Source organism: Paenibacillus sp. 79R4 (genome assembly GCF_013393165.1).
In the GTDB taxonomy this organism is placed as follows: Bacteria; Bacillota; Bacilli; order Paenibacillales; family Paenibacillaceae; genus Fontibacillus.
Genome location: NZ_QJOT01000002.1, coordinates 429,673 through 456,320, shown reverse-complemented (window position 1 = coordinate 456,320; position 26,648 = coordinate 429,673). Strand labels below are relative to the sequence as shown.

The following is a 26,648-nucleotide window of genomic DNA, read 5'->3' as shown; positions in this document are numbered from 1 at the left end:
CCAGCTGGCCAATAAAGCCTACAGCCTGCGGTATTTTTTCAAAGCTACAATATTTAGAATAATAAACAAAGCTGCGAACAGCACCAATACCGCTAAATCCACGGCAATGTCTGCGAATCCCAAACCTTTGTACATCACGCTCTTCAAAGCATCAGCTCCGTAATACAGCGGCATAATTCTAGCGAGCACCTGCACCCAGGCATCCATATGCTCCAACGGAAAAATACCGGCAAAGAAAATCTGCGGAATGATGACGAGTGGGATGAATTGTACCATTTGGAACTCCGAGGCAGCGAAGGTGGATAGCAGAATCCCCAGCGACAAGGCCACAAAAGCCAGCAGCAGGTTGGTCAACAGCACATACCAGATCGATCCGGTCATATTCATGTCAAGAACCAGGATTGAATATAAGACGACAATCACCGTTTGGACAAAAGCAAAGATTCCGTAGCCTGCCAAATAGCCGGTAATTACTTCTCCCCTTCGCACCGGAGTGGACATTAATCGTTCCAAAGTTCCTGTCGTTCGTTCCCGCAGGAGACCGATTCCGGAAATTAAGAACACGAAGAAGAAGACAAAAAATCCGATCAGGATAGGACTGAGCGTATCAAAGAAGGTTGTATCCGCACTGCCGTATACATACTCTACCGTAAGTTCCGGCTTGGCTGCCGGAGCTGCTCCATCTTGCTGGGCCGCTGAGGTAAGAGCTTCCGTTACCTGCCCGATCTTCATCTGCAGCGCTTTCGATTGAGAAGGATCGCTATTTCCGAGAATCAGATGAATTCGTCCATTTTGCATTTCAAGGATCGCATCCAGCTTATCCTCGACTAAGGTATCCCGATCCGCTGTATCATAGATCGTCATCTCAAGCCCCTGCTGCTCGAGCACCGTAGTCCATTGCGAAGGAAGACCAACCGCGCCAATGGTAGCGTCAGCGGCATTGCCTGTGTGATTGAACAAATAATGCATTAGCGACAAGACAAGCAGCGGAGCCAAGAACAACAAGGCCAACGTTCGCTTGTCCCGCAGCATCTGTTCGCAGATTCTTCTGATCAGCGCCTTGATTCTCATACCGTACCGCCCCCTGCCCGCAAGAATACTTCCTCCAAGTTCGCCGCATCGTACTGCTGCTTCAGCTGCTCTGGCGTACCCTTGGCCAGTATCGTTCCCTCACGCACCATCGCCAGCTGATCACATTTATCCGCTTCATCCATCACATGCGTCGTTACAATGATTGTCTTATGTTCAGAGGTTTTCAGGCGGACAAGCTCCTTCCAGATCGACTGCCTTAATTGCGGATCAATGCCCACTGTTGGCTCATCCAGGATCAGCACGGAAGGATCATGCAGCAATGCAATCGCCAGCGACAATCTGCGCTTCATCCCCCCGGAATAGACGGCCACTTTTCTCCCTAATTCATCCGCCAGGCCTACCAGATCCGCTGCATAGGCGATCCGCTGCTTCTGTTCAGCCCGGTTCATTTTGAACATGGAAGCGAAAAACCTCAGATTCTCCTCCGCTGTAAGCTCACCATATAAAGCATCCGATTGCGCCATATAACCGATCTGCTGAAGCATGGACAGACTAGGCATGCGCGTCTCCAGCACTCGAACTTCCCCTTCATCCGACAATTCCATACCCACCATCATTTTGACTAGCGTTGTCTTGCCTGCGCCCGAAGGGCCGATCAGCCCGTATATTTGCCCCTTTTCCATTTGAAGATCCACTTTGTTCAGTACGGTTTTGGAGCCGAAGCTCTTGCTAACCTGCTGTACTTTGACGGTAGCCTCCATCTTTTCCGCCTCCTAAATAAATGAACACTGCGTTGATTATCTTCTGCGATTTAATTATAATCAATGCATATTTCAACTACAATAAACAGAATCCCCGGAAGTGATCATTATCCGGCAGTTTTGAATACATGTTGATTGGAAGCTGGAGGAATGATAGATGGAATCATCAAGAGATCAGCGGGTTATCCGGACCAAAGCCATGATTCGCACCGCATTCACCGATTTAATCGAGGAGAAAGGCTTTGATGCGCTGACCGTGAAGGATATTACGACCCGGGCGGAGATAAATCGGGGGACCTTCTATTTGCATTACCGAGATAAATATGATCTTCTGGAGCAAAGCGAGCAACAACTGATCGAAGGCCTAATCGGGATCTTAAGTACGATACAGCCAGCCATTCTGAATGACCTGATCGATATCGAGCAAATTATGCCGCAAATTGTGAGCGTCTTTGAATATTTAGGCGAGCATGCCGACTTCCTGAAGACGATTCTTGGGCCCAAGGGAGATCCTTCCTTTCATGCACTGCTTAGAAAAATGATGTCCGAGCATTTGTTTGAGAAAAATGTGGTTCCGTTCATCCGTAAAGAAAATACGCTGGTGCCAACGAATTATCTGGTCTCTTATATTGCCTCGGCACACTTCGGTATTATTCAGGAATGGCTGATGCAAGGGCGCCAGGAATCGCCGCGGGAAATCGCGGCAATTATGTTCAAGCTGTCCGCCCGCGGTCCGCTTTATGCCGCAGGTGTGATTAAAGACTCCAAGCAAGCTGCTGATCGGGGGTAACCGTCATGGATAAGCAGAAACTGATTCGGAAATTTGATAAACAGTCGGTATTATATGAGGAACATACGCGCAAACGGATGCTTAAAGAATGGCGGCAGCAGATTATTGAGAATATCCATGGAGACGTGCTGGAGATCGCCGTTGGAACAGGGGCTAACTTTCCGTATTATGATATGGCTCGCATTCATCTGACCGCGGCCGACTTCAGCCCAATGATGCTGAGACGCGCCGCCGAAATCGCAGATGAGCTGCAAATGCAGGTTCATTTCATCGAGAGCGACATCGAAAAATTGCAGCTGCCTGAGCAATCCTTCGATGCCATTGTATCGACCCTCTCCTTATGCGGCTATGACGATCCGGTGCAGGTTCTTCGCAATCTGAAGCGCTGGTGCCGGCCTGGCGGACAGATCCGCCTGATGGAACACGGGCTTGGAGGCAATCTCATCCTGCGGTCAGCCCAGCGCGTGGTCAATCCCATCGCTCGCCAAATATCCGGCTGCCACTGGAATCGCGACATCATTCAAATGGTCAAAGGCTCCGGTCTGCAAATCGAACGGATGGAGCGGCATATGGGAGGAATGATTTATCTGATCTGGGCGACTCCCGGCAAATCCGAGATAGACCCTGCAAACCACCTATCTCAGGGGTAAAAGGGCACAGGCTGAACCCCTCTGTATGAAGCCTTTATCCGTGCAAATCGGCCACGATTTCCGCATACTTCTTTTCCGTCAAAGTATACAAAGAAATGATAATTAAGCTTAGGCAAATGCCGATTAAAGGGAAGATAGATATCATCAGGTTGATCCCCTGCAAGGTAGACGCGGATTGCAATCCATTTGGCACATAGCCGAAGAGGGTTAATCCGTAGCCGGCCGCCGCACCGGCAATCGCTGTGCTTACCTTGGCGGTAAAAGTACCCACAGAGGTAACGATGCTCTCGGATCTTTTTCCCGTCTTCCACTGGGCGTATTCGATGGTATCGGCTTGCATGGAGGCGACCAGCACCAGGCTGAAACCGACGCTAAACATGCATACAGCGTTTACTATGAACAAATAGGCGATTTGATCTGCCTGTCCGAAATAGAACAATAGATTGCCCAGAATCCCGATCAAGCCACCGGCGATGTATGTCTTTTTCTTTCCCCATCTAGCCGATATCCGCGGGATGGATAGCGAATATGCAAAATCACTCGCCGATCAATATATCCGTCAGGTGGAGAACGCCCGTTCCAGCGCCGAGCTGACGCGATTAATTCGGGAGATGTACTTGACGTTCACCTCCAGCATTAAAGAACTCTCCAACAAGGACTACTCCGTTTTGGTTAAAAACGCGATTCGCTATATGCATACCCATTTCTTCGAGAAACTGACCTTGCAAGAGATCGCCGATAAAATCGGCAAGCACCCTTCCTATGTATCAGACCGCATTCATAAAGAAACCGGGATGTCATTTATAGAGCATCTGAACCAGATCCGCATTAAGGAAAGCAGACGTTTATTGACGCATACACCGAAATCCGTTTACGATATAGCGATTGCTGTTGGCTTTGAATATCAGAATTATTTCGCTAAGGTTTTCAAGAAAACGGTCGGCGTTACACCGTTACAATATCGCAATGGGCAAAGGGAACCCCATAAAGCTCCAAATCCGGTTAAACCTATTTCCATGCAAAAAGGCTCAGGTCCTCAATGATGGACCTGAGCCTGAGCAGGTGTCACTTCACAAAACGCCCGATAAAACGGACCACAACTTGCTCATATTGCTCCGGATTGACGCGGTATGCTTCAGCATGCCCCGCCCCCGGCACGATGTACAGCTCTTTCTCCACCGGGCTGTTCTCATAAACGGTATGTACCATCCCGGTTGGAACAAACGTGTCATTATCGCCATGAATGAACAGTGTGGGAGTCTGCGACTTCCTTACTTGCTTCAAGGCTGACGCCTCTCCGAAGAAGTATCCGGCCCGCAGCTTCGTTAACAGGCTGGTGGCGTGCAGGATCGGGAAGGCTGGCAGATGATACATCCGCTTCAACTGAAAAGTTAATTCGTCCTTCACCGACGTATAACCGCAATCCTCCACAATCGCCTTCACATTAGCGGGCAGCTTCTCCCCGCTCGTCATCATCACCGTGGCCCCACCCATCGATACACCATGCAGGACGAGCTGGGTATTCGCTCCATTTACGTCGATAGCACGCTGAATCCATTTCAGATAATCCTTGCGCTCCGGCCAGCCAAAGCCGATATAGTGGCCCCCGCTTTGACCATGCGCTCGTCCATCCGGAAGCAGGACATTGTAGCCCAGCCGCTCATAGTACAGCTTGGCAAAGCCGCTCATCTCCATAGCACTCCCGGAATAGCCATGTGCGATGATCGCCGTCTTGTTTGAATGCTCGCGAGCTGCCAAATAATAAGCATGAAGGTGAATCCCGTCGTGCGAATCCATTGTCCAGACCTCGAAGCTCTGATTCTTCCACCATTCCCGATCCTCATTCAGGAACTCTTTGGCCGCTTCTGATAGATCGCTTGGCTGCAAATCCGGGCTATCGTTCAGGAATTCCTTCACCGTTCGCGCAATGGCGACACGATAGAAGTAGAAGCTTGTGATCGTAAATAGGATCAACAAGAGTACAATTATGGCTACAATTACGATAGTCATCCTGTCTTTGAATCGCTCCCTAATTGAAGTAATACGATGATTAGAATCTTCATCGTGGCTCCTTAAATATAGCAAAGTGGATGGGAGCCTTCAATGTTAGCCTTAACCTTCTATGTTTACCGACTGCACGCGTTTCTTCGATCTTAGTCCAAACTGAACCGCGCAGTACAGCAATAGGAACAAGACCATAAACCCGGCTGAATAGCGGTACATTACGGAATAATTGCTAAATGAAGCGATTAGGCCGAGAATAATCGAGCCGATGGCGACCCCGAAATCCGTTGAATTATAGAACATACTGTTGGCTGTTCCATATTGCTCCGGCGTTGAGGTGCGGATCATCCAAGCCTGAAGCGTCGGTTGAATCGCGCCGAAGCCAAGCCCGTATAACAGAGCGGATACGATCAATAGCGGCAATGATCTTGTATAGGACAATACCACCATACTAGCCACTACAAAAATCGCTGCCGGAATGAGAACTGCGGCATGTCCTCTTCGGTCAAAGAGCCGACCGGATATCGGGCGGACAATTACGATGGTAATCACGTTGAACAAGAAGAACAAACCGACCTGTTCCAGATGAATAAACTGGCCGAATAACGCGATGAATCCAAGCAGCCCGCTATAGGTAATGCAGAGAATTGCATTCAGCAGAGCGGGGAACCACATTTTATGATTGAACTTCGGCTTGACATGTTTGCCGCCGGACTGCTTCGCCGTCTTTTTCTGGCCGTACGCGGACGGTTTTGCTATTGCACGGGAGAACAGCAAAATCGGCAGGATCAAGATGACGGTAAGTGTAGCGACGATCGTTAGCCTGCTAAATCCGTATGCACTCATCACGTTCAAACCTACCATTGGCCCAAATGACATAGCCAAGCTGCTTGATAAACCAAAATACCCGATCCCCTCGCCCATACGACTGACCGGGATGATCTGCGACGCCAGGGTGGGCAATATCGTGCTGGATATCCCAAAGCCCAGACCAAAGCCCACGCGCATCGTCAGCAAGCCGCCAACACTTTCAGCCAGCGAGTATATGCCGGTCGCTATCGTTGCGATAATGAGTCCAACATAGAGCAGCTTATCGCGCGGCACGCTTTTGATAAGCCCGGCGGTCAGAAATCTCGCCATAATCGCTGATGCAGCGAATACGCTGGTTACCAGGCTGACCTGAAAATCACCAGCATGAAATTCATTTTTTACGTATGCCGGAAAAGTAGACAACAACATCTGCAAATTCAAAAACATCAAAAAAGAACAAATCGTTAACGAAATAAAGGATTTCGTCCACAATCGTTCCTGGTCTTCCAGTAACATATCTCTCCCACTTTCTCTATTTAAAAATCCTTGTTCACCCCGCTGAAGTGACGATCAATACGATGAAGAAGCTCCATCATCACTTCGTACTCCTGTTCAGTGACACATTCCAGAAGCTCATTTTTCATTTCTTGTTCATAGCCTTTGCCGGCTTCAATCATTGGCTTCGCCTTCTCTGTGCTGAACACCAGATAGGAACGGCGATCCTGCTTGCCCTTTTGCCGGTAAACAAGCCCCTTGCTCTCCAGTTGATCCAGAATACGTGTCGTTGTAGGGTGATCCTTGCTGGTCCGTTCGGCGATCTCCTTCTGTATCAGCCCTTCAGCACTATCTACTTCAAGCAATACCGACCACTGCTCCGGAGTGAGATCGAAGGGCTTCAAGCGATGCTGCAAGTACATCGACAATTTGCGATAAGTCACCCCCATCGTGAAACCTAAGGTAGGAGTATTCTCCTGCCCCGCTTTAGTTGGCATTCCGGTCACCTCACATCCCATCATTTAATTGTCATAACAACTATATGATAAACAACTATTCGTTGTCAATGGAAGTTATTTTCAGGAAAAACATGTAAAAGCCCCGTCGCTTCAAAAGACGACGGGGCTTAACTCCCTATATCGAACCCATTATTGATCGTCATTCGCGTCTGATTCTACATAATATTTCAATTGCGACAGCTTATTATCCCAGAAGCGGTCGAAGTACGATAGCCAACGCTTCAATTCAAATAGCGGGTCTGTATTCAGGCGATAGCGTGTCTCTCGGCCAACCTTCCGTTCCTGAACCAGTCCCGCATCTGCCAAAACATGCAGATGCTTGGAGACAGCGGTACGGCTCATCGCAAAATGCCCGGTCAATTCTTTCAAGGGCAGTTCCTGATCCCCCAAGATGCTAAGTAATTCGCGTCGAGTCGGATCAGCAACAGCCTGAAAGACATCCTGCTTATTCCTGGCCGCTTCCATCATTAGGCCTCAAGATGCGATTTCAGCTTGAGAACCAGACCGCTCCAGCCCCCGTCCATATTGCCGCGAATCACGGTATGCGGCTGTCCGAATTCAGTCACCTGGTCCGCACTCCAGCCGCTATGAATGACCGTTACTTCCGTCTGCTCACCTCTGTCCGACAATTCAAAAGTTAATGTCCAATCCTTGCCCCAATTGAAGGAGAGACGGTTCGGCTCCTCTACTAAAGTCACCTTGCAGGGGGAAAGTCCAAACGGCCCCGCATTTAATTGGAATTCATGCCCGACGACCGCTTCAAGATCATTTGGCATGAACCAGGCAGACAGACCGTCTGCTGTAGAGACAGCGCTCCATACTTTGCTGATCGGGGCATTTACCAAAACGGAATGGCGAATATCCGGCAATTTTTGATCCATATTGTTGTCCATATAAAGTGTAAAACTCCTTTCAAATTAGGAAACTGTTTGGTTTCTAATTAGCATTATATGAAACCTTCAGGTTTCATGTCAACTTCCAAAAAAGGCCGTATCCTTCATCGCTAGGATACGGCCTTATCAAACTATTTATTAATACACTCCGCGGATATGCGCGGCTACTTCGTTCTCGTAATACATGCGCAGCCGTTCCAGTTCCTCCGGGCTGAAGGACGGTACATTCAACGTGCCCAAGTTATCTTCAACCTGCTTCACATTCTTGAAGCCAGGAATCACGCAGCTGACTTCTTCGTGGTCAAGAATCCAGCGCATGGAAGCCCGGGCCATATCCTCCCGTCCTTCAGCGATCCAGGACAAGCCATTGGCAAGCTCTACCCCTTTGGCGAACGGCAAGCCGGCAAAGGTCTCACCAACATTAAAAGCCTCGCCATTAGCGTTGAAATTGCGATGGTCGTTGGAGCTAAATGTCGTGTCTGCCTTGAATTTTCCAGTCAACAATCCGCTTGCAAGCGGAAGGCGGACAAGCAGCCCCACTCCGGCCTTGCAGGCCGCCGGGAACAACTCTTCGGCTGGTTTTTGACGGAAAAGATTAAAGATCACCTGCAAGGCCGACACGCCGGGAACACCCACACAATAGAGCCCTTCTTCAACCGTCTCTACACTGACGCCATAATGTCTGATTTTGCCTTCCGCCTTAAGCTTGTCCAACACTTCAAAGACTCGTCCATCTTTAAGAATCGCAAACGGAGGGCAGTGAATTTGATAGAGATCAATCCGCTCCCGCTGCAGCCGCTTCAGACTATTCTCACAGAAGTCGCGGATCGATACCTCTGAATAAGTATTCAAATCATGAATATCGCCAGCACGGCAAAATTTCGTCGCAATATGAATCTCATCCTCTTTGCCCTTTGTCGCTTTGGCTAGCAGTTCCTCAGCATGTCCGCCGCCGTATACGTCTGCGGTATCAAAGAAGTTGACTCCTTGCTCCATCGCTGTCTCCAACCCGCGGAGAGCATCCGTATCGTCGGAGCTTCCCCAGTCTCCACCGATGCCCCAGGTTCCGAAGCTTACTTCACTGACCTTCAAATCGGTATTGCCCAACTGCCGGTATTTCATCAGTAACTCCTCCCCTAATCTATCGATATCAGAGAGCTTGTCCGTGAACGCGCTCCCACACAGTAATCATATCTAGTTTATATAAAAAAACGTTTTCATTCAAGCTAAACAATCAGTTCTCTTCGCTGCCCTGTTTCCCGGCATAATTAGGCTCTCCAGGATCCAGATCGATCACGACACGGCGAGGTTCTACCAGGTAGTATTGATGCTCGCACCGCCAGCGCATTTCTTCGCTAATCCCAATCGTCTCTCCGTCCTTAATGATATCGCCCTGATTATATAGATAATAAGCGATATTCCCCAGATGCTCAGCAACCTCATTGGGCTCCAGATCAAAATAATGACACTGCACATCGGGAATCCCAAGCGCAGCCAGCCCCACCGAATCCATAAGTCCCTCCGCTCTTCCGCTTCCGGTTCCCTCTACATTATAGAACCGAATATTTAACGCACCGTATAATAAATTGCCTTGCTCTACAGCAGACAGATATTCGTTAGGCTCAAGCAGCTTATCGCTTTCACGGAAATATATCGCGTCACAAGGGCAGGCCTCCAGAACCGCACGAAGCGCACCGCTAAACAGCTGCAGCCGTGATTGAGGCTCTAAACCTGCAGCCATCATGTCTACCAATAACAAAGTATGATTGCATTGCTCCAAGGTTTCAGCGGCTTCCTGCCAATGCCAGGACTGCTGCAGCGCTGTGTTGTACTCCTCGGCCGGGCGATGCTCGATATTCATCAGGTTGGTCTGGGCCGGCAGCTCTCCTTCCGTATATTGAAGCCTATAGTTCAGATGGAAAAAATGCAGCAGCATGCCCTCATATTCCTCATTAGCCTCCCACACGGCAAGCTCCTCAGCCACGGATTTTTCCGCTTCCGGCATGCTTGTCCTGCCTGTATAAAGCTCCATTTTCTTATATAGTAAATCCCGATCCAGCTTCGGCTCCTGCTTGTATTTCAGTTCAACAGCATAGATACGTGCGAAGCCAAAATCGTCCTCTTCATTCAATATCTCATTCATCTCGTTCATCCCCTTATCCCCTTGTCTTTTACGTATTGGACTAATCTGCTCTACGTCCATGATCTTGCAGCCTAGCGTTCTATCACTCCCTCGTCAGATACCGTACAATGCTCCAGCACGAGCCAGAGATTGTTGTCATCATAGCCTGCAATAACCCCCTGTACCAAATAACCTGGATACATCAGCTCCGGTCTCGTATGGGTTCTGAGCTCTTCAGAATCCGCCACTGCATAGGCCCTATCGCTTAGCTGTATTATCACTCCTTGGGGATAGAACATTCTAATAATACCGTTAACAAGGGTACCGGGGGCATAATCCAGCTTGACCTGCTCCCAGCCCACTCTATAAGAGGCAACCGCCTTGTCCCAAATTTCATTGAACTGCTCCTGAGAAATATCTTCATCCCCCTCGAAACATTCAATCTCCCCTTCCGCCAGATAGAACTCGGGAGCGATAGACAGCTTATAACAATCATTCATGAGGGTCACTTGCCGATAAGCGATCATTTCATCATCTACTTCGAAATAATAATATTCCTGTTCCTCAATGCCTTGCGCTCTAATATACTTCAATCGTGCACCTCCTAACTTTTCCTCCTTCTGCCCGGCATATCAATCATCTTCCAATCAATACCTTTCCATTATATTCATTTATCCCCTGCAAGTCAGCCGAAAAAAGACGATCCCCGCTGCATCAAGCGGATAGATCGCCGTAGTAGATTACTGTTCTAATCGTTGCTGCATCACTATTTTTTGTTATTTGGAAGGGATTGGATTAAGAAGCGCCCGCGTTTGTCAAAGCGGCCATCATCTCACGGTATCCACGGTTCTTGGCATGCTGCAACGGTGTCACTCCTTGGTTGTCGGCCAGATTCACATCGGCTCCACCCGCGATCAGCAGATCTACGATCTGTTGATGCCCCTTGCCGCCATCGCCAAGAAGGATAGCTTCCAGTAAAGCGGTCCAGCCGAGATTGTTGACGTGATTCACATCAACATCCGAATTGGCGAGAAGTTCACGCACGATCTCGACATGCCCGCGATCCGCTGCCGGTATGAGCGCTGTCCCGCCAAATCGATTTGTCATCGTCGTATCGGCTCCCGCAGCGATGGCTGCTTTCAGGAAATCCATCTTCCCTTCCGCACCCGAATAGAGCAGCGGATTATCGAGCCGATTGTCCCGAATATTCAAATTTGCTCCTTGCTTAATGAGAAGCTCAAACATTTCAAGTTGATCGGTATGCACCGCAATCATAGCCGCCGTACGACCTTCCCGAGCTGTTGCATCGATATCAGCTCCCTCAGCTAGCCGTTTCTTCACGGTTTCCTGATCGCCTTCTATTACAGCTTGCCATAAATCACGGTTCAACTTGTTCATTTCTTCGCTCTCCCCTTGGGTTGCTTGTAGCTCCCTATCAGATAACAAGGAGTAGAGCCTGGTCTCGCAGCCTGTCAGCATAAGCATCAAAATGACAAGAGCCATTCCGTACCAAATCGCGGACTTCCCTCCTTGCCGCTTCATGAGCATCACCTGCCATCTTGTTATGAAGTTCGCCTTTCCCCAATCGCGCTGCTGTATTCATATGCTAACACGAAGGATCTCATATGGATAATATAATAAAAATTAAATTTAGTTAGGTTTTACATATAGTCGGATATGCGACCTGCTTTTGGGGAAAGTAACGACTAATGATGTGTCATTTCTCAGAATCGAGGTTTCGAAATGTTACCTCTCGCCTTATACCGCCAAATATAGAGACTTAACGATCTGTCTGCGGAATTTATCCGAACGCAAGCACGGAGCGCTCATCGTTGTGGAACGAAAAGATTCGCTGGAATCGCTCTTTTCATCCAATATCCCGATTGGCGGAACGTTAACTCATGCCTTGCTCGAATCGATCTTCTATCCGGGGAATCCGCTTCATGACGGGGCCGTTCTGATTCGCTCCGATACCGTCGTATCCGCCGCCAATATTCTGCCCTTATCGAGCATCCATGTCACCGACAAGAAATTGGGCACAAGACATCGCGCGGCGATCGGCTTGACCGAGCGCTGTGATGCTCTGGTCCTCATCGTATCCGAGGAAACCGGACAAGCCTCCTTTGCAATAAGCGGAGTGCTGCACCCGGTCAATGGTATCGCCCTTTGAATCCTGAACGTCAAATCCCCTCAGACGCTGCTCAACAGGCAGTATTTGAGGGGATTTTCATACAATATGCATTTTATGATATGGGTTTAACTTTCGTTAGATCATAATAGGCTTCGCGGGTTCACGCTCACTTTTTCTTGCGAAATAAGGAGATCCCGCCAAAACCGCTAATAACAGCCAAGTAGTACCCCAGGTCATACCACCATCCCGAATTATTGATCTCATAAATCCGAATGTCATGGTTGAACAAGCCGATGACCAGAGAGATCGGGGCGACCCAGCCATGCCAGATTCCCCAGAAGAAACCCGCCTGATTTTGTGCGGTATACGTTCCATCTCCAGGCACACATCCTGACAGAAGTACCATGAGAGCAAGCAACATGGCAGCGAGCAAGAAATACTTTTTTGATTTCATTTTCATCCTCCTCCAGAACTTTTTCTTTCAAGATTCTTTTCAAATTCTAGTTAGTCCCCTTTAACCGTTTCTCAAGCAGCTTCATTTCCTCATTCGCTTCTCTAGTTATCATCTTCAATATGGTCCCCAGGATTAATGAGAATATGGAGATCACAAAGCAGATTACCGTATAAATGGACCCTCTTAAATCATTGGTAAAATTGTATTTTATAATTTCCGAGAAGTGGCTGGTCATAAAAAGAATCACCATCAATATGAAAAACAAAGCAAAGCAGACGAAGCAAAGATTGGCCATTTTATTAGTCCGTTCAAAATACAGCATTCAAGTCAATCCTTCCATTTATTTCTTATTTCATGTAATAAGGATTCAACCTGCCGGGAGTTTTTCACAATAATCACCCTTTTACCTGTCGAATATCTCTGCAGCTTCTCCATCACTGCCGGCCTTTTATCTCGCCTGAAATTCCAGCTGTATTTGATAAATGGCCAGTCGATGGACTCCGGACAACCTTCATTTAAATCGGGCCTGAATTTGCCATGATATTGTATTCTCCTCTTGATCACTCGGTAAGTGGTGACCCAGGGGGAAAGATCCATGAAGAAGATGACATCCGCTGCCTCCAAGCGAATATCCAGCGTTCTCCCATAATAGCCATCGATGATCCACTGATCTTCTTGCACCAAATGGTTGATGAACTCATTCCACTCTTCCGGCGGGGTATCCTGCCATCCCGGCTTCCAGAAGTAATAATCCAAATGATGAACAGGGACGTTCAAGATTTCTCCAAGCTTGCGTGCAAAGGTAGTCTTTCCTGACCCATTTGCTCCTATAATCATGATCTTCATATGAAATTCCTTACTATAAGTATTTTATAATGCCTCATTATTCGCCATCTCTGATATCATTGCCCGGAAACCTATTCTATGGTAACATTTGGGGTAATATCAATGAAAGTAGGCGATTTAAATGACAGTCAGCTCTTTCCAACTCACCACTAAATTAGAGGTACGGAAGGCTTAATATCGGTTAACCCATATTACAAATCCTATCTTCCGTATCCATAAAACGGAGGAGAACAAGAAATGTTCAGTTATTATAGTAATCTTTGTACGGAAGTGTATGACCTTACCAAGCCTGTCGGGCAATCCATCGGTGGCGATATCGAATACTACCTGGACAGACTCAAATCCTGTAAAGGAAGAATCCTGGAAGCAGCTGTCGGCTCCGGTCGTATGCTCATCCCGCTGTTACAGGCTGGACTGCTGGTGGATGGAATCGATTATTCTCCTGAAATGTTGGCATCTTGCCGTAAACGCTGTGAAGAGAGAGGTCTGAATCCTGTACTGTATGAGGAAAAGCTGCAAAGCTTCTCACTGCCTCATCAGTATGAAGCGATCATCATTCCCACGGGGTCCTTTTGCCTGGTTGAAGAGCGTCAAGACTCGCTTAATGCTCTGCAATGCTTCTATGATCATCTTGTTCCTGGGGGACGAATCATCATCGACTTGATCCTACCCGAGACGATTGAAGCAGGAAAGATTACGACTTCCACCTACGCTCTCCCATCCGGCGATGCGATTACTTTGGAGGATAAGCTGGTTGAAGTGAATCTGCTCCATAATATCACGGTCTCCTACCTGAAGTATGAGAAGTGGCGCGAAGGGAAGCTTATCCAATCCGAGCTGCAGCGGTTTGCGCTGCACTGGTACGGAATTGAAGAATTCAAGCTGGTGTTGGAACATATCGGCTTTACAAACATTGTATGCTCGGCCGATTATGTGTACAACCAGAACCCGACGCATAGCACTCAGTCATTTACATTTGAAGCAGTTCGAAAATAAAGCGGTTGAAGTCCTGGATAGATGATCCAGGACTTTTTCTTGCGCTTCCTCACTCATTGTTGCAGTGTAATAGTCTTAACCCAGCTCAAATCTTTGCCCAGCTTCTTTTCCACATGCACATAGTATAGATTAAGGCTTTTCAGTTCAGTTAACCTATCTATTTTTTGCATTGTAAACTTAAGTTTATATTTCCCTTGCTGGTTAGGAATGGCAAACCCCATAAGATCCATTCCTAACCCTTCATCCACCTGATTTCTCAATATGTGCTCGGCTTCAAACGAAGTACTAATAGTACCAGGAGTATACAGGCCATCTTCAGAGATGAAATTAATATTGCTAAGTCCTTCTGCTATTGGGGTAATAAAGTGACGGGCTGGTTCATCCTGGATTCTTTCGACATCAAGCTCGATTAGATAGTAATCCGTATCATAAGGCTTAATGCTTGCCTTCATTTGAATATCACTCGCTGTCATTGAGGGTGAAAGAGTATAATAGTAATAAGAGGAATAGGCGATTATCGCTAGAATAACGACCAGTGCAGCAGCAAAAACAAGTATTTTCTTCATGCTTGCATCCTTTCGGAGGGTTTCTCTCTTACGGAGTCTCCCCCGTTTCAATAGCTCATCCCTTACTGCGCGAATTCCCACTCCGGATTCCATACCACTTCCCATAAATGACCGTCTGGATCTTGAAAATAACCCGAATAACCTCCCCAAAAGGTATCGTGGGCTTGCACAGTTATCGTTGCCCCCGCTTGCTGAGCTTGCTCCATAATCAGATCCACTTCTTCTCTTGAGCCTACATTATGACCAAGCGTGAATTCAGTGGGACTAGGCTTGGCTAGATTTAGCTTCGTATCATAGGCAATGTCTGCACGCTTCCAAATCGCAAGCCGTAAGCCGGCATGTAATTCGAAGAAAGCAACCGCACCGTACTCAAATTCAGTGCCTATAATGCCTTCCGTGGGCAAACCAAGTCCATCGCGATAAAACTGCAGTGCTCTATCCAGATCGTCTACACCTAATGTAATGACAGTAATTCTAGGCTTCATATACTACTCCTAATTTGGCAAGGAATGGGCCACAGCTTGGAACATACTTCTTGCTGATAAGTCACTTTTGCAGATCCTTAACCAGATAAATTAATAGTTCATCATCCACAACGACGGACTTTCCGGGTATAACAGGAACATTCTCATAGGTTAGGCCATTTCCGTCCGCAATATAACCACGGGACATGTACATTCGCTGCGCATTTCCGTAATCTTTATATAACCCAACACCCAACCCGATGTGCTTTGAGGTTTCGCTAGCGGTTCGCTCCAATTCATCAAACAAGCGGCTGGCCATTTTCTTTCTTCTATACTCCGGAAAAACGTTCAGATCATTGATCTCGGGGATTTGATTGTCGCGAAAATAGGGGTACTTCGATGCATACAGCAAATGACAGCAACCGGCCAAGCATTCCTTATAATAAGCTATTAATGTGATCCGCTGTCCTTGCCGATTCTCTTCGAGACAATTGAAGTAATACTCTCCCTCCGTGTACCAAGGATAACGTTCAGCAAACTCCGCATTCAGCATATGCGCTTCTTCTATAGTTGACAATTTGTTAATCCGGACTGCGTCGTTCATTCTTTTCCCTCTTTTATAATCTTGATATTTTTTGCTTCGGCCTGCGCAGGGTAAGACTCGTCGATCCCACCCTTAACCTGATATTGAATCTTCTGGCCTGGCTTCAAGCCCTTCTTCTTCGTACCAAGCCAAATGGCGTCACCGGTATATTCATCCATCATATCCTTCCAGCTCTTGCCGGGGAACTCCTTCTCAATGACTAAAATGCGTTGATCAGTCACTTCCAGAATATAGCCTTCCCCCTGAAATTGAGAAGCACCTTGATGGCATCCGGTCAGCACTATAAAGACCATAACCCATATAACCATTTTCTTCATCGCTCTCCGTCTAGACCTCCTTATACATATACACCATCGTCAGGTCCTCATTCACCTCTTCCTGCTTATATATCCGATACCCTAATTGGTGATACAGGGCCAGATTTCTTGTACTTTTAAACCCGGTGAACTGCTCCATTCTCTTCACATGACCATGCGCTTCCACTATGGCTTGCATTAATCTTTGGCCGATTCCTTGATTCTGATACTGAGGCTTGACGATAAGCTTCCCTATCAAGCAGACTTCAGCTTAGAGTTTTGCCCGTACAGAACCAACTATTTCCTCGTGAACAACGGACTTTAAAATAATCCCTTCGTTAAATTCCTCTTCTAACTCGCCGATAGTCTGCTTGAGCGGAGGAATCATCTCCCCATAAATCTCAGCCTCACTCTGATAGGCTTCATACTGCAGTTTCAGGATGCTGGGCAAATCAGATCTTTCTGCTTTTGCAATATCCAACTCAAGACCTCCTCTTCCTTCCTAATCACCCTCCATGAATTGCATCAGGTGTGATGCTGCCCGGACAAACGAGGCGACGCTTTCCAGTGGGGGCTCTAACGAAACTACAGATCGCTATTGCTGTGAAAATCAGAGTAAATTAAATCTAATGAAACCAGGCAACGTTATCTGTAGTAAATGAAGGCTATAAGCCTCTTTTTGGGGTTAATAGCGATACCCTGTGTCGTTAGAATTTTTAGCAGCTTCATTTAGCGCAAATAACGATCCTACGTTTCGTTAGCTGCCACAATCGTAAACTCCCAAGGGAGGTTTTCATTCACCCAGCCGCGATGCTCCTCGAATCTTTGCAGCCGAAAACCCGCAGACAGCACGGAATTGATAATTTCACTCAAGCTGTATAACCGAATGGAGACATCAGGGAACTCCGCCTGCTCCTCTTCGGCAAAAAACTCCTTATAAGCTACGCTGCCACTCCTTAGCTCCCTATCAAAATAGTTCACGTTCCCCTGACTCATCATGCATTTTCGCAAAGGATGGAAGTCGCTAAGAATCAAAGTCCCTCCCTGCTTCAATAATCGAAACAGAATGGACATAAATTTATCGATCTCACTAAAATAGTGCAGTATCCCGCCTTCCAAATAAAGCAGGTCAAAATATCCCCCGTATTTCTGCAGGTCAATTTCATAGATATCTGTAACGATATATTCTATGGTCGTATTCGCAACTTCGGCCAACTCCAAAGCGTATCTTCTATTTTCCTCAGAGATGTCGAACACGGTCACTTCTGCTCCTAATAATGCGAGGGGTACCGCCTTTCTTCCGTTAGATCCGCAAAGATTGGCAATCCTTTTCCCTGCAATCTGCTTGAAATAAGGGCTGTGCTTTTTTAAGCATCCTAAGGGGTTGGCTAGTATTTGGCTTGCTTTCTCTTGCGGGGTACCGTCCCTTTTGTGCCAAAATTCATATGCCCGATGCTCCCAGGCCTTCTTATTCTGTTGACTCTGTTCTCGCATCTTCCCTCTCCCCTCTCTTCTAACTATGAATACGACTTCCTCACAATTTAATTCCACTAATCTATCATTCGAAGCAATTACTACCAGTTTAATCAACATCATGGCCGCGAACAAGCAAAATGAAAGAGCAGCACAGGAACCGATCTCTCTGCACTGCTCCACGCTTGCTTAACCGCCTAAATTGCCATCCGACTTAAAGTGAAAATCTCCCGACGACTTCGCTACTGGCTTACCCGGAACGTTCCAGTTCCGAAAGCGCACAACACGCCGTTATCCATTTTGGCGAAGGCATGCGCGGTGATCATGGTGCGACTGGAATGGATCAACTCGGCGGTGACAATCATCTTGCCGCTGCTTGATTTGGCCACATAATTCATATTCAGATTTGTGGTCACGACATTACAATTCGGGCGGTTCACCATCGCTAGAAGTCCCATTGCAGAATCCAGCAGTGTAGCATGAACACCGCCATGGACAATCCCAATCATATTATGATGATGCGGCTTAATTTCCAAAGTAACGACGGCCTGCCGCTCATTAACCGTCTCCACCTGGGAGCCGAGATAATCCCAGAAAGTTCCCTTGGCCAGACGCTCCCATTCCTGCATTTGCGCATCCTTATTACGATCCTCCGCTTCCACCCGGGCTCCTCCTTTCTCTATACAGCACAATTGCACGTTATTTTTGATCGTTGCTCCATTTGGCTTGCTCCTCTTCGATCAGCCTGCGGCGCAACACCTTGCCCGCCATTGTCTTTGGCAGACTATCCCGGAATTCATAGACCTTCGGGACCTTATAAGCAGCCAGCCTTTCTTTACAGAACTTCTTCAGCTCCGCTTCATCCAGCCGGGTCCCACTCTTCGGCACGATATAAGCCTTCACGGTCTCTCCGCGGTAAGGATCATAAATTCCGGCCACGATCGCTTCCTCTACACCAGGATATTCGAACAGAATCTCCTCAACCTCGCGGGGGTATATGTTGTATCCGCCTGCGATAATAATGTCCTTGCGACGGTCCAGAATGTAGAAGAAACCGTCCTCATCCATTTTGCCGAGATCACCGGTAAGCAGCCATCCATCACGCAGACACTTGTAGGTCTCTTCCGGCTTGTTCCAATATCCTTTCATCACTTGCGGCCCTTTCACCGCCAGCTCCCCAATCTCACCAAGCGGAACCTCCTCCAAGGTATCCGGCTTCACGATCATTGCCTCTGTATCCGGGAACGGGATGCCGATGGGGCCCGTTTTCCGCTTCTCCCAAATATTGTTCGCATGCGTCACCGGCGAGGCTTCGGTCAGGCCGTATCCTTCAATCAGCTTCCCGCCGGACAACTGCTCAAATCGGGTCTGCACTTCCTGAGGCAGCGAGGCCGCGCCGCTAATACAGACCTGAATCGAGGACAAATCGTACCTGCGGACATCCGGATGATTGATGAGCGCCACATACATGGTTGGTGCGCCGGGGAATACAGTAGGCCGCTTGCGGTCAATCGCCTTCAATACCTGCTCGATCTCAAACCGCGGCATCAGCGTTAATGTACATCCAAGCGAGACAGCCTGGTTCAGCAGCACCGTCATCCCAAACACGTGGAAAAAAGGAAGCGCTGCCAAATATATTTCCTTACCGGGCCGAGAACGATAGAACCACAGCTGCGTCTGAATCGTATTGGCGACCAGATTGCGATGCGTCAACATAACCCCTTTGGCGAAGCCGGTCGTTCCCCCGGTGTACTGAATAAGCGCCAGCTCATTCTCGGTGTCAATCGGGGCCAGGTAAGGAACAGGCTGCGAGTTTTTGAGCAGCTCCTTAAACGGTACAATCCGCTCGTTATAGTTGACCTTTACCGCAGTGCCATCTTTTCTGGCCTTTAACGGATATAGCATGTTTTTAGGAAAAGATAGCTCATCCTGCACTCTGGCGACGAGAATATAATCAAGCGGGTGCTGCTCCATCGCCTTGCTCACCCGATCCACAAGAATGTCGAGCGTAACGATAACCTTTGCTCCGGCGTCGTTAAGCTGATACTCCAGCTCACGCGGCATGTACAGCGGATTGGTCATCACGACCACTCCGCCGATCAATAACACGCCATAATAGGCGATAACCGCCTGTGGACAGTTCGGCAGCATAATCGCTACACGATCTCCCTGCTGCACGCCAAGATTGCGCAGTGCGTTCGCGAAGCGATAAGTTTTATCCAGCAAAGCCCGGTAGGTTGTCGTTGCCCCCATGAAATCAAGCGCCAGCTGCTCGGGATATTGCTGCGCTGAATCCAGTAGAAATTGCGCCAAATGCTGCTGCGGATAATCATAGGTCGGTGGTACTTCGGCGGGATAATGTTGCAGCCAAGGTTTTGCCTTCATCCCTTCCACCTCCGTTTCAAATGGTCATTATGAGATGTAGCCTTCCGACTGAATCACCTGGGCCGCAATCTCCCGCTTTAATGCCACCAGATTGAGCGGCGTTCGTTTGGACCATTTCTTCAAGACGGAGAGCTGTGTCCGCAGCATATCGCCGGAAGCGATCGCACTCAGCACTTCTCTGGCCCAGTTCTCTACACGCCCGAATTCATCCTGGATATAAGCCGTTGTCAGTAAAATCGCCAGTCTTGATTTCTCTTCAGAGGTAGAGCTGATCTGTTTCTGCGTCCGCAGCAATGCGCTCTCCATCGCAAATATCGAGATCATAATGTCGGCAAGGCAGCTGAGTACCTCCTGCTCCTGCTCAAGCTCGGTTTGATAGGTCTGCACCGCACCTGCGCCGACAAGCAAAAAGATCTTCTTGGCCATTTTCAGCAAATGAGCCTCTTGCTCGAGAACGCCATCTCCCTCCGGAGGACTGACTCGCTCCATCATCTCGGCCTGCAGCTCCATCGCTTTTTGCAGCAGCGGCAATTCACCCTTAAGCGCCCGCTTCATCAGAGTGCCGGGGATCAGCAGCCGATTAATTTCGTTCGTTCCCTCAAAGATACGATTAATCCGCGAGTCGCGATAAATCCGTTCAATCCGGTACTCCTTGGTATACCCGTAACCCCCATGAATCTGTACCCCTTCATCAGCCACGAAATCCAGCGTCTCCGAGCCAAACACCTTGTTGATCGAGCATTCCAGCTGATACTCAGCGATCGCTTTGGCGGAACGGTAGCCGACATCGGCAGCACCAAGATCAACTTCCGCCAGCCCGGTATCAAACAGCCCCGCCGTCCGGTAAACCATACTCTCCAGCACATATGTGCGGATGTTCATATCGGCGAGCTTTCGGCCAATCAGCGGGAACGAGGAAATCTTCTGGCCGAATTGAGTCCGCTCGTTCGCATAATGAGCCGCAAGCTCAAGCGCGTCCTTGGCTGCCCCAACACAGCCTGCAGCCAATTTGAACCGGCCGATGTTCAGTATATTAAAAGCGATCAGATGCCCTTTGCCCACTTCCCAGAGCAGGTTCTCTGCCGGAACCTTGACGTCCTCGAGGATCAGCGGACAGGTGGACGATGCCTTGATGCCCATCTTTTTCTCCTCCGGCCCGATGCTGACGCCTTCCATCGTGCGTTCCACGATAAAGGTGCTGAACTGCGTGCCGTCTACCTTGGCATAGACCATGAAGATGTCGGCAAATCCGGCATTCGTAATAAACTGCTTCGTGCCATTAAGCACATAATGGCTTCCATCCTCGGATAATTGCGCCGTCGCCTTGGCGCCCAGCGCATCCGAGCCTGACGAAGGCTCCGTCAAGCAATAAGCGGCGAGCTTCTCCCCGCTGGCCAGACCTGGCAAGTACTTCTGCTTCTGGTCTTCCGTTCCGAAGTAGACGATCGGCAGCGTCCCGATCCCAACATGCGCTCCGAACGACAGCGCGAAGGAGGACGCTTTGGTCAGCTTCTCATTGATCAGCGTGGTGCTGACCTTATCCAGTCCCATTCCGCCGTATGCCTCCGGCACATCCGCACCTAACAAGCCTAATTCGCCGGCTTCGCGAAGTAATTTCACCGTCAGATCATAATCCAAACTTTCCAGTTGCTCGTCATGCGGGGCAATTTCCCCTTGCACAAATTGCTTCGTCATGTCGGCGATCATCCGCTGCTCTTCCGTGAAATCCTCCGGCGTCACTATATTCCGAAAATCCTCGTCTTCGATCACAAAGCTTCCGCCGCGTACTTTCTTCATCGCTTGCTGATTCATCCGATCCTCTCCTTTTGAATTGATCCATTGCATCCTCTTCCTGCTTGAATCCTATTCATACTTGACTTCTCTTCATACATGAATCCTGACGTCTGAATCCCGGACGTGTGAGCTGGGATGAGTGAGGCCTGGGGGCCGAGTTCGTCGTCTGAGTTTTTCGTCTGGGGGCCTTTGCTTGAGTAACTTTGCTCCAGGGCCCCGTGCCTGGGTACACAGCCTGAACCCATTGCCCCCACCTGTTGCCTAAGCCCGTGTCTGTGGGCCGTTGCTTGGGTAACTTTGCTCCAGGACCCCGTGCCGGAGTACACAGCCTGAACCCCATTCCCCCACCTGTTGCCTAAGCTCGTTGTCTGTGGGTCGTTGTTTGGGTAACTTTGCCTCAGGACCCCGTGCCTGGGTACACAGCCTGAACCCTTATCCTCCACCTGTTGCCTAAGCTCGTTGTCTGTGGGTCGTTGCTTGGGTAACTTTGCTCCAGGCCCCCGTGCCTGGGTACACGGCCTGAACCCATTGCCCCCACCTGTTGCCTAAGCTCGTTGTCTGTGGGCCGTTGCTTGGGTAACTTTGCCATTCCGCAACACTCCCCCTACCCCAGCCCGTTACCTCGGTCAAGTTTTCCAGCGACCGGTTCTCTAACGAAACTACAGATCGCTATTACCGCCAAAACAGCCCGTTTTCAGATCTAACGAAACTACAGATCGTTATTTGAGCTAAATTCAAGCTTCAGGCCTCCATTTGCGCTAAATAGCGATACCACGTTTCGTTAGAATTTTTAGAGGCCTGTTTTTGGCCGAATAGCGTTATCACGTTTCGTTAGAATTTTGGAGACCTGTTTTTGAGCAAATTAGCGATGCCCTGTCTCGTTATGCAGCCCCGGCAACTCTATCCATGCACCCCAAATACTCCGGCTGCCCCCATGCCGCCGCCGATGCACATCGAGACGACGCCATAGCCGCCGCCGCGCCTGCGCAGCTCAGAGATCAGCGAAGCGCTTAGCTTCGCTCCTGTGCAGCCGAGCGGATGGCCGAGCGCGAGCGCGCCCCCGTTCACATTCACTTGCTCCTCATCCAGCCCAAGCTCGCGAATAATATGCAAGCATTGCGAAGCAAACGCTGCATTGATTTCATACAAGGCCACATCCTCGGCCGTAATTCCGGCCATCGCCAGCGCCTTGGGGATCGCTTTAACCGGTCCGACGCCCATCAGCTCCGGTTCAACGCCGCATACCGCAAAGGAACGGAACGGCGCCAGAGGCTCAAGCTGCAATTGCTCCGCCTTGTCCCTGCTCATGACGACCAGCGCGGCAGCGCCGTCACTCATTTGCGATGCGTTCCCAGCCGTTACCGTACCGCCGGCCTTGAAGCTCGGCGCCAGCTTAGAGAGCGCACCCAGCGTCGTATCCGCGCGCACACCTTCAGCCGTATCAAAGATCTTGATCCTCGATCTCAACTTTCCGGAGTCCTCGACATCCCTGAACTCCGTCCGGATCGGAATGATTTCCTCCGCGAACTTTCCGGAGGCAATCGCCGCCGCAGCCCGCTGATGCGAACGCAGGGCAAAAGCGTCCTGATCCTCACGGCTGATCCCGAACTTCTCCGCTACGCGCTCGGCCGTATGCCCCATCCCGATATACACCTCCGGATATTGCTCCACGATGCGCGGGTTCGGCGACACCTTAAAGCCGGTCACCGGCACATGGCTCATACTTTCAACGCCCCCGGCAATAATTACATCTGCGTGCCCCAGCATGATCCGTTCCGCAGCAAAAGCGATCGACTGCAGTCCCGAGGAGCAGAAGCGATTCACGGTCAGGGCCGGAACCGTCACCGGGAACCCGGCATACAGCGCCATAATGCGGGCAACATTCAGTCCCTGTTCCCCCTCCGGCATCGCACAGCCGATGATAACATCTTCGACATCTTCTTTTTGCAGGCCAGGGGCCCGCTCTACCGCCGCTTCCAGTACGGCTTTGCCCAACTCATCGGCACGGGTTTGAACGAGGCCGCCTTTTTTCGCCTTGCCGACCGCTGTCCGCGCCAACGATACGATGACTGCTTCCCTCATGATCTTTTCCCTCCCCAGCTAATTCCGCAGCGGCTTGCCTGTCGTCAGCATATGCTTCATGCGCTGCCTTGTCTTTACCTCACCGCACAGACTCAGGAATGCTTCCCGCTCCAGGTCGAGCATATACCGCTCACTGACCCAGGTACCTGCGGGCACATCTCCACCAGAGAGCACATGCGCCAGCTTCTTTGCGATCAGAAGATCATGATCGCTGATATACCCGCTCTCCCTCATGCCGATGGCTCCAAGCTGCAGTACGGCTTTGCCTTCGGCGCCCACAACGCGCAGCTTGCTCTCCTGCATCGGCTCATAACCGGAGCCGGCCAAGCGCAGCACCGCCTGCTTCGCTTCATAAATCGCGTAGTCCGGGTTGACTACCACCCGGTCGCTCGCTCTCAGATAACCGAGACGCTTCGCATCATGTCCGCTGGTTGACACCTTCGCCATGCCAATCGTCTCGAACAGTCGATTGATATACGGCTGCAGATCCGCCTCAGGTAAATGAGCCTGCATACTCGCCCGCAGCGTCAGCTCCTTGCAGCCGCCACCGGCGGGAATCAGGCCAACGCCAACCTCGACCAGGCCATAGTATGTCTCCGCCGCGGCGATCACCTGATCGGCGGGCAGGCAAACCTCAACTCCCCCGCCAAGCGTCATTCGGTGCGGCGCAGCAACGACGGGCCTCTCAAAATATTTCAATTGATACATCGTGTTCTGGAACAGCGCAATAATATCATCGACCTCATCCCATTCCTCATCCTCCGCTTCCATCAGCAGAAGCATCAGATTAGCGCCGACGCAAAAGTTGCGCCCCTGATTGGCAATGACCAATCCGGCATAACCACGCTTCCTGACCTCTTCCTGGCTCTGCGTAATCATGCTGAGAATATCCTCGCCGATCGCATTGTTCGGGGAATGGAACTCCAGACAGGCCACGCCATCGCCCAGATCAAGCAAGCTTGCGCCAGTGTTGCTTCGAAGCACTTGCTTCTGCTCCTTCAAATCACGCAGCGAGATGATCTGCGGCGGCTGTTCTACCGCTTTGTATTTTCCGCTCAGCACATGGAACAGCTGGCCTTCCACTCTTTTATAAAATGAGGTGTTGCCCGCTGCGATCCATTCGCTAACCCAGCCCGGAATTTGCAGACCCTCGGCTTCCATCCTTCTCACAGACGGAACCAGGCCAATCGCATCCCAGGTCTCGAACGGCCCCATCTCCCAATTGAAGCCCCATTTCATCGCTTCGTCGATCTCGCGGATATTGTCCGCGATCTCACCGAGCTTGACTGCGGAATAGAGCAGCACGGGCTTCAACACATTCCAGGCCAGATCGGAATAACGATCCCCTCCGCTGAGCAGCGCCTTTAGCTTCGCTTTACTTCCTTTCGCGGCCTTTGCGGCTTGCAGTGAACCTGAGGACGGCTTTACCTGCGGCTCGTACGTGAAGCCCTCCAGGTTCAAAGCCAGAATCTGTCTCTTGCCCTGCTCTTTGAGCTTGCGATAGAAGCCCTGACCCGATTTCTCGCCGAGCCAGCCCTGCCTCACCATCTGCTGGAGCGGCTCCGGCACAGTGAATACCTCGATCTCGCTTTCATCCTGCACATGCTCCCGCACATTGTCCGCAACATGAAGGAAAGTATCGAGGCCAACCAAATCGAGTGTGCGAAAGGTTGCGCTTTTCGGACGTCCCATGGCCGGACCGGTTACAGCATCTACCTCCTCAACGGTATATCCTCGCCGCAGCATCTCGCGCAGGGTGACCAGCAATCCGTACGTGCCAATGCGGTTGGCAATAAAATTAGGCGTATCTTTGGCAATCACCACCGTCTTGCCCAAAGCACGCTCCGCAACTTCTCGCAGCCGGTCGACATGTGCAGGCTCTGTGTGCTGGCCGGGAATAATCTCCAGCAGCTTCATATACCGCGGAGGGTTAAAAAAATGTGTTCCCATGAAATGCTTACGGAAATCTAAGGATCTGCCCTCACTCATCGCCTCAATCGATATCCCTGATGTATTGGTGCTGACCAGAACGCCAGGCTTCCAATGCGGCTCCATCTTGGCGAGAAGGTCCCGCTTCACCGCCAGATTTTCTACTACGACCTCGATCACCCAGTCCGCATCCTGAATCCAATGCAAATGGTCTTCCAGATTGCCGGGCCGGATGCGAGCCGCAAATGCTTCATCATATAGCGGCGCTGGCTTTCTTTTGAGCAGATCGGCTATAGCTGCTGTAGCGAAGCGGTTCCTTACCGCCGAATCCTTAAGTGAATATCCCTTGGCCTGCTCCATTTCCGTCATTTCCGCAGGCACGATATCGAGCAGCGAACAAGCAATTCCCGCATTGGCAAGCTGCGCCGCAATCCCGGAACCCATAATGCCCGAACCGATAACTACGGCTTTGGAAATCGATCTATTCATCTACACCTACCTCCAACCCATGAAATTCACTTTAAATGCCGTCTAACTATCTTTTAAATGCGCA

31 protein-coding genes are annotated in these 26,648 nt (G+C 49.8%); 5 read left to right on the top strand and 26 right to left on the bottom strand.

From position 1 onward, the window contains the following. Positions 1-18 precede the first annotated feature (18 nt). Both DMN77_RS04070 and DMN77_RS04065 read right to left on the bottom strand, forming a co-directional pair. Entirely contained in the window at positions 19-1,071 is a 1,053-nt protein-coding gene (locus tag DMN77_RS04070) for an ABC transporter permease (protein WP_179013642.1), read from the bottom strand. Then, positions 1,068-1,793, bottom strand: a complete 726-nt coding sequence (locus DMN77_RS04065) for an ABC transporter ATP-binding protein (protein ID WP_179013641.1) — start codon at positions 1,791-1,793, stop codon at positions 1,068-1,070. The genes DMN77_RS04070 and DMN77_RS04065 overlap by 4 nt, the downstream gene beginning before the upstream one ends. A 157-nt stretch (positions 1,794-1,950) precedes the next feature. On the opposite strand from DMN77_RS04065, the gene DMN77_RS04060 reads away from it, so the two are divergent. Beyond that, entirely contained in the window at positions 1,951-2,583 is a 633-nt protein-coding gene (locus DMN77_RS04060) for a TetR/AcrR family transcriptional regulator (protein ID WP_179013639.1), read from the top strand. A 5-nt stretch (positions 2,584-2,588) separates the two neighbouring features. Next, complete coding sequence (locus DMN77_RS04055) at positions 2,589-3,233, top strand: class I SAM-dependent methyltransferase (protein ID WP_179013637.1); 645 nt, start codon at positions 2,589-2,591, stop codon at positions 3,231-3,233. 34 nt (positions 3,234-3,267) lie between these two features. Here the strand turns inward: DMN77_RS04055 and DMN77_RS04050 are convergent, their stop codons facing one another. After that, positions 3,268-3,708, bottom strand: a complete 441-nt coding sequence (locus DMN77_RS04050) for an MFS transporter (RefSeq protein WP_372775344.1) — start codon at positions 3,706-3,708, stop codon at positions 3,268-3,270. Here DMN77_RS04050 and DMN77_RS24120 point away from each other — a divergent pair. Next, positions 3,677-4,276, top strand: a complete 600-nt coding sequence (locus tag DMN77_RS24120; protein WP_179013636.1) for a helix-turn-helix transcriptional regulator — start codon at positions 3,677-3,679, stop codon at positions 4,274-4,276. The genes DMN77_RS04050 and DMN77_RS24120 overlap by 32 nt on opposite strands. 22 nt (positions 4,277-4,298) lie before the next feature. Here the strand turns inward: DMN77_RS24120 and DMN77_RS04040 are convergent, their stop codons facing one another. The 9 genes from DMN77_RS04040 to DMN77_RS04000 all read right to left on the bottom strand — a co-directional run bounded on the left by DMN77_RS04040 (position 4,299) and on the right by DMN77_RS04000 (position 11,578). Then, positions 4,299-5,243, bottom strand: a complete 945-nt coding sequence (locus DMN77_RS04040) for an alpha/beta hydrolase (RefSeq protein ID WP_179013634.1) — start codon at positions 5,241-5,243, stop codon at positions 4,299-4,301. 102 nt (positions 5,244-5,345) lie between these two features. Further along, positions 5,346-6,563: an MFS transporter gene (locus DMN77_RS04035; RefSeq protein WP_179013632.1), complete on the bottom strand. Its 1,218-nt coding sequence runs from the start codon at positions 6,561-6,563 to the stop codon at positions 5,346-5,348. A gap of 20 nt (positions 6,564-6,583) precedes the next feature. Continuing rightward, entirely contained in the window at positions 6,584-7,039 is a 456-nt protein-coding gene (locus DMN77_RS04030) for a MarR family winged helix-turn-helix transcriptional regulator (RefSeq protein WP_068781086.1), read from the bottom strand. Between the two features lie 150 nt (positions 7,040-7,189). Further along, positions 7,190-7,525 (bottom strand): ArsR/SmtB family transcription factor, encoded by a 336-nt coding sequence (locus DMN77_RS04025; protein WP_068781085.1) that lies wholly within the window; start codon positions 7,523-7,525, stop codon positions 7,190-7,192. Positions 7,526-7,527: 2 nt separating this feature from the next. Further along, positions 7,528-7,953, bottom strand: coding sequence for an SRPBCC family protein (locus tag DMN77_RS04020; RefSeq protein WP_068781084.1), 426 nt, complete (start codon positions 7,951-7,953; stop codon positions 7,528-7,530). 138 nt (positions 7,954-8,091) lie between these two features. Then, positions 8,092-9,075 (bottom strand): aldo/keto reductase, encoded by a 984-nt coding sequence (locus DMN77_RS04015; protein WP_068781083.1) that lies wholly within the window; start codon positions 9,073-9,075, stop codon positions 8,092-8,094. A gap of 112 nt (positions 9,076-9,187) precedes the next feature. Next, complete coding sequence (locus tag DMN77_RS04010) at positions 9,188-10,105, bottom strand: DUF4261 domain-containing protein (protein WP_306294228.1); 918 nt, start codon at positions 10,103-10,105, stop codon at positions 9,188-9,190. A 62-nt stretch (positions 10,106-10,167) separates the two neighbouring features. After that, positions 10,168-10,668 carry a hypothetical protein gene (locus DMN77_RS04005; RefSeq protein ID WP_179013631.1) on the bottom strand — a complete coding sequence of 167 codons (501 nt, stop codon included), beginning with the start codon at positions 10,666-10,668 and terminating at the stop codon, positions 10,168-10,170. Between the two features lie 202 nt (positions 10,669-10,870). Further along, positions 10,871-11,578, bottom strand: a complete 708-nt coding sequence (locus tag DMN77_RS04000) for an ankyrin repeat domain-containing protein (protein ID WP_179013683.1) — start codon at positions 11,576-11,578, stop codon at positions 10,871-10,873. A gap of 211 nt (positions 11,579-11,789) precedes the next feature. Between DMN77_RS04000 and DMN77_RS03995 the strand changes: the two genes are divergently transcribed. Continuing rightward, positions 11,790-12,245 carry a diadenylate cyclase gene (locus DMN77_RS03995; RefSeq protein ID WP_372775341.1) on the top strand — a complete coding sequence of 152 codons (456 nt, stop codon included), beginning with the start codon at positions 11,790-11,792 and terminating at the stop codon, positions 12,243-12,245. 127 nt (positions 12,246-12,372) lie between these two features. Here the strand turns inward: DMN77_RS03995 and DMN77_RS03990 are convergent, their stop codons facing one another. After that, positions 12,373-12,660: a hypothetical protein gene (locus DMN77_RS03990; RefSeq protein WP_179013629.1), complete on the bottom strand. Its 288-nt coding sequence runs from the start codon at positions 12,658-12,660 to the stop codon at positions 12,373-12,375. 327 nt (positions 12,661-12,987) lie between these two features. Next, positions 12,988-13,506 carry a DNA topology modulation protein gene (locus DMN77_RS03985; RefSeq protein ID WP_179013628.1) on the bottom strand — a complete coding sequence of 173 codons (519 nt, stop codon included), beginning with the start codon at positions 13,504-13,506 and terminating at the stop codon, positions 12,988-12,990. Between the two features lie 237 nt (positions 13,507-13,743). Here DMN77_RS03985 and DMN77_RS03980 point away from each other — a divergent pair, with 237 nt between their 5' ends. Beyond that, positions 13,744-14,502 carry a class I SAM-dependent methyltransferase gene (locus DMN77_RS03980; RefSeq protein ID WP_068781076.1) on the top strand — a complete coding sequence of 253 codons (759 nt, stop codon included), beginning with the start codon at positions 13,744-13,746 and terminating at the stop codon, positions 14,500-14,502. A gap of 53 nt (positions 14,503-14,555) precedes the next feature. Here the strand turns inward: DMN77_RS03980 and DMN77_RS03975 are convergent, their stop codons facing one another. From DMN77_RS03975 to DMN77_RS03920, 12 genes are all read right to left on the bottom strand, one after another. Then, a complete protein-coding gene (locus tag DMN77_RS03975; protein ID WP_179013626.1) occupies positions 14,556-15,068 on the bottom strand; it encodes a hypothetical protein in 513 nt (170 codons plus the stop codon). Between the two features lie 62 nt (positions 15,069-15,130). Continuing rightward, positions 15,131-15,553: a VOC family protein gene (locus DMN77_RS03970; RefSeq protein WP_179013625.1), complete on the bottom strand. Its 423-nt coding sequence runs from the start codon at positions 15,551-15,553 to the stop codon at positions 15,131-15,133. 61 nt (positions 15,554-15,614) lie between these two features. Beyond that, positions 15,615-16,136, bottom strand: a complete 522-nt coding sequence (locus DMN77_RS03965) for a GNAT family N-acetyltransferase (protein ID WP_179013623.1) — start codon at positions 16,134-16,136, stop codon at positions 15,615-15,617. Next, positions 16,133-16,453, bottom strand: coding sequence for a YobA family protein (locus DMN77_RS03960; protein WP_179013621.1), 321 nt, complete (start codon positions 16,451-16,453; stop codon positions 16,133-16,135). Before DMN77_RS03960 ends, DMN77_RS03965 begins: the two co-directional genes overlap by 4 nt. A 10-nt stretch (positions 16,454-16,463) precedes the next feature. Beyond that, complete coding sequence (locus DMN77_RS03955) at positions 16,464-16,691, bottom strand: GNAT family N-acetyltransferase (RefSeq protein WP_179013620.1); 228 nt, start codon at positions 16,689-16,691, stop codon at positions 16,464-16,466. A 12-nt stretch (positions 16,692-16,703) separates the two neighbouring features. Continuing rightward, on the bottom strand, positions 16,704-16,913 hold the full coding sequence (locus DMN77_RS03950; protein ID WP_179013618.1) for a hypothetical protein: 210 nt from the start codon (positions 16,911-16,913) through the stop codon (positions 16,704-16,706). A 266-nt stretch (positions 16,914-17,179) separates the two neighbouring features. After that, positions 17,180-17,926 (bottom strand): class I SAM-dependent methyltransferase, encoded by a 747-nt coding sequence (locus DMN77_RS03945; protein ID WP_068781476.1) that lies wholly within the window; start codon positions 17,924-17,926, stop codon positions 17,180-17,182. Between the two features lie 221 nt (positions 17,927-18,147). Next, complete coding sequence (locus DMN77_RS03940) at positions 18,148-18,567, bottom strand: PaaI family thioesterase (protein WP_372775318.1); 420 nt, start codon at positions 18,565-18,567, stop codon at positions 18,148-18,150. Between the two features lie 37 nt (positions 18,568-18,604). Next, complete coding sequence (locus DMN77_RS03935; RefSeq protein WP_179013617.1) at positions 18,605-20,290, bottom strand: long-chain-fatty-acid--CoA ligase; 1,686 nt, start codon at positions 20,288-20,290, stop codon at positions 18,605-18,607. 27 nt (positions 20,291-20,317) lie between these two features. Next, complete coding sequence (locus DMN77_RS03930; protein ID WP_179013615.1) at positions 20,318-22,102, bottom strand: acyl-CoA dehydrogenase family protein; 1,785 nt, start codon at positions 22,100-22,102, stop codon at positions 20,318-20,320. Between the two features lie 882 nt (positions 22,103-22,984). Then, positions 22,985-24,166: an acetyl-CoA C-acyltransferase gene (locus DMN77_RS03925; RefSeq protein ID WP_179013613.1), complete on the bottom strand. Its 1,182-nt coding sequence runs from the start codon at positions 24,164-24,166 to the stop codon at positions 22,985-22,987. A gap of 18 nt (positions 24,167-24,184) precedes the next feature. Next, a complete protein-coding gene (locus DMN77_RS03920) occupies positions 24,185-26,584 on the bottom strand; it encodes a 3-hydroxyacyl-CoA dehydrogenase/enoyl-CoA hydratase family protein (RefSeq protein WP_179013612.1) in 2,400 nt (799 codons plus the stop codon). Positions 26,585-26,648: the final 64 nt, after the last annotated feature.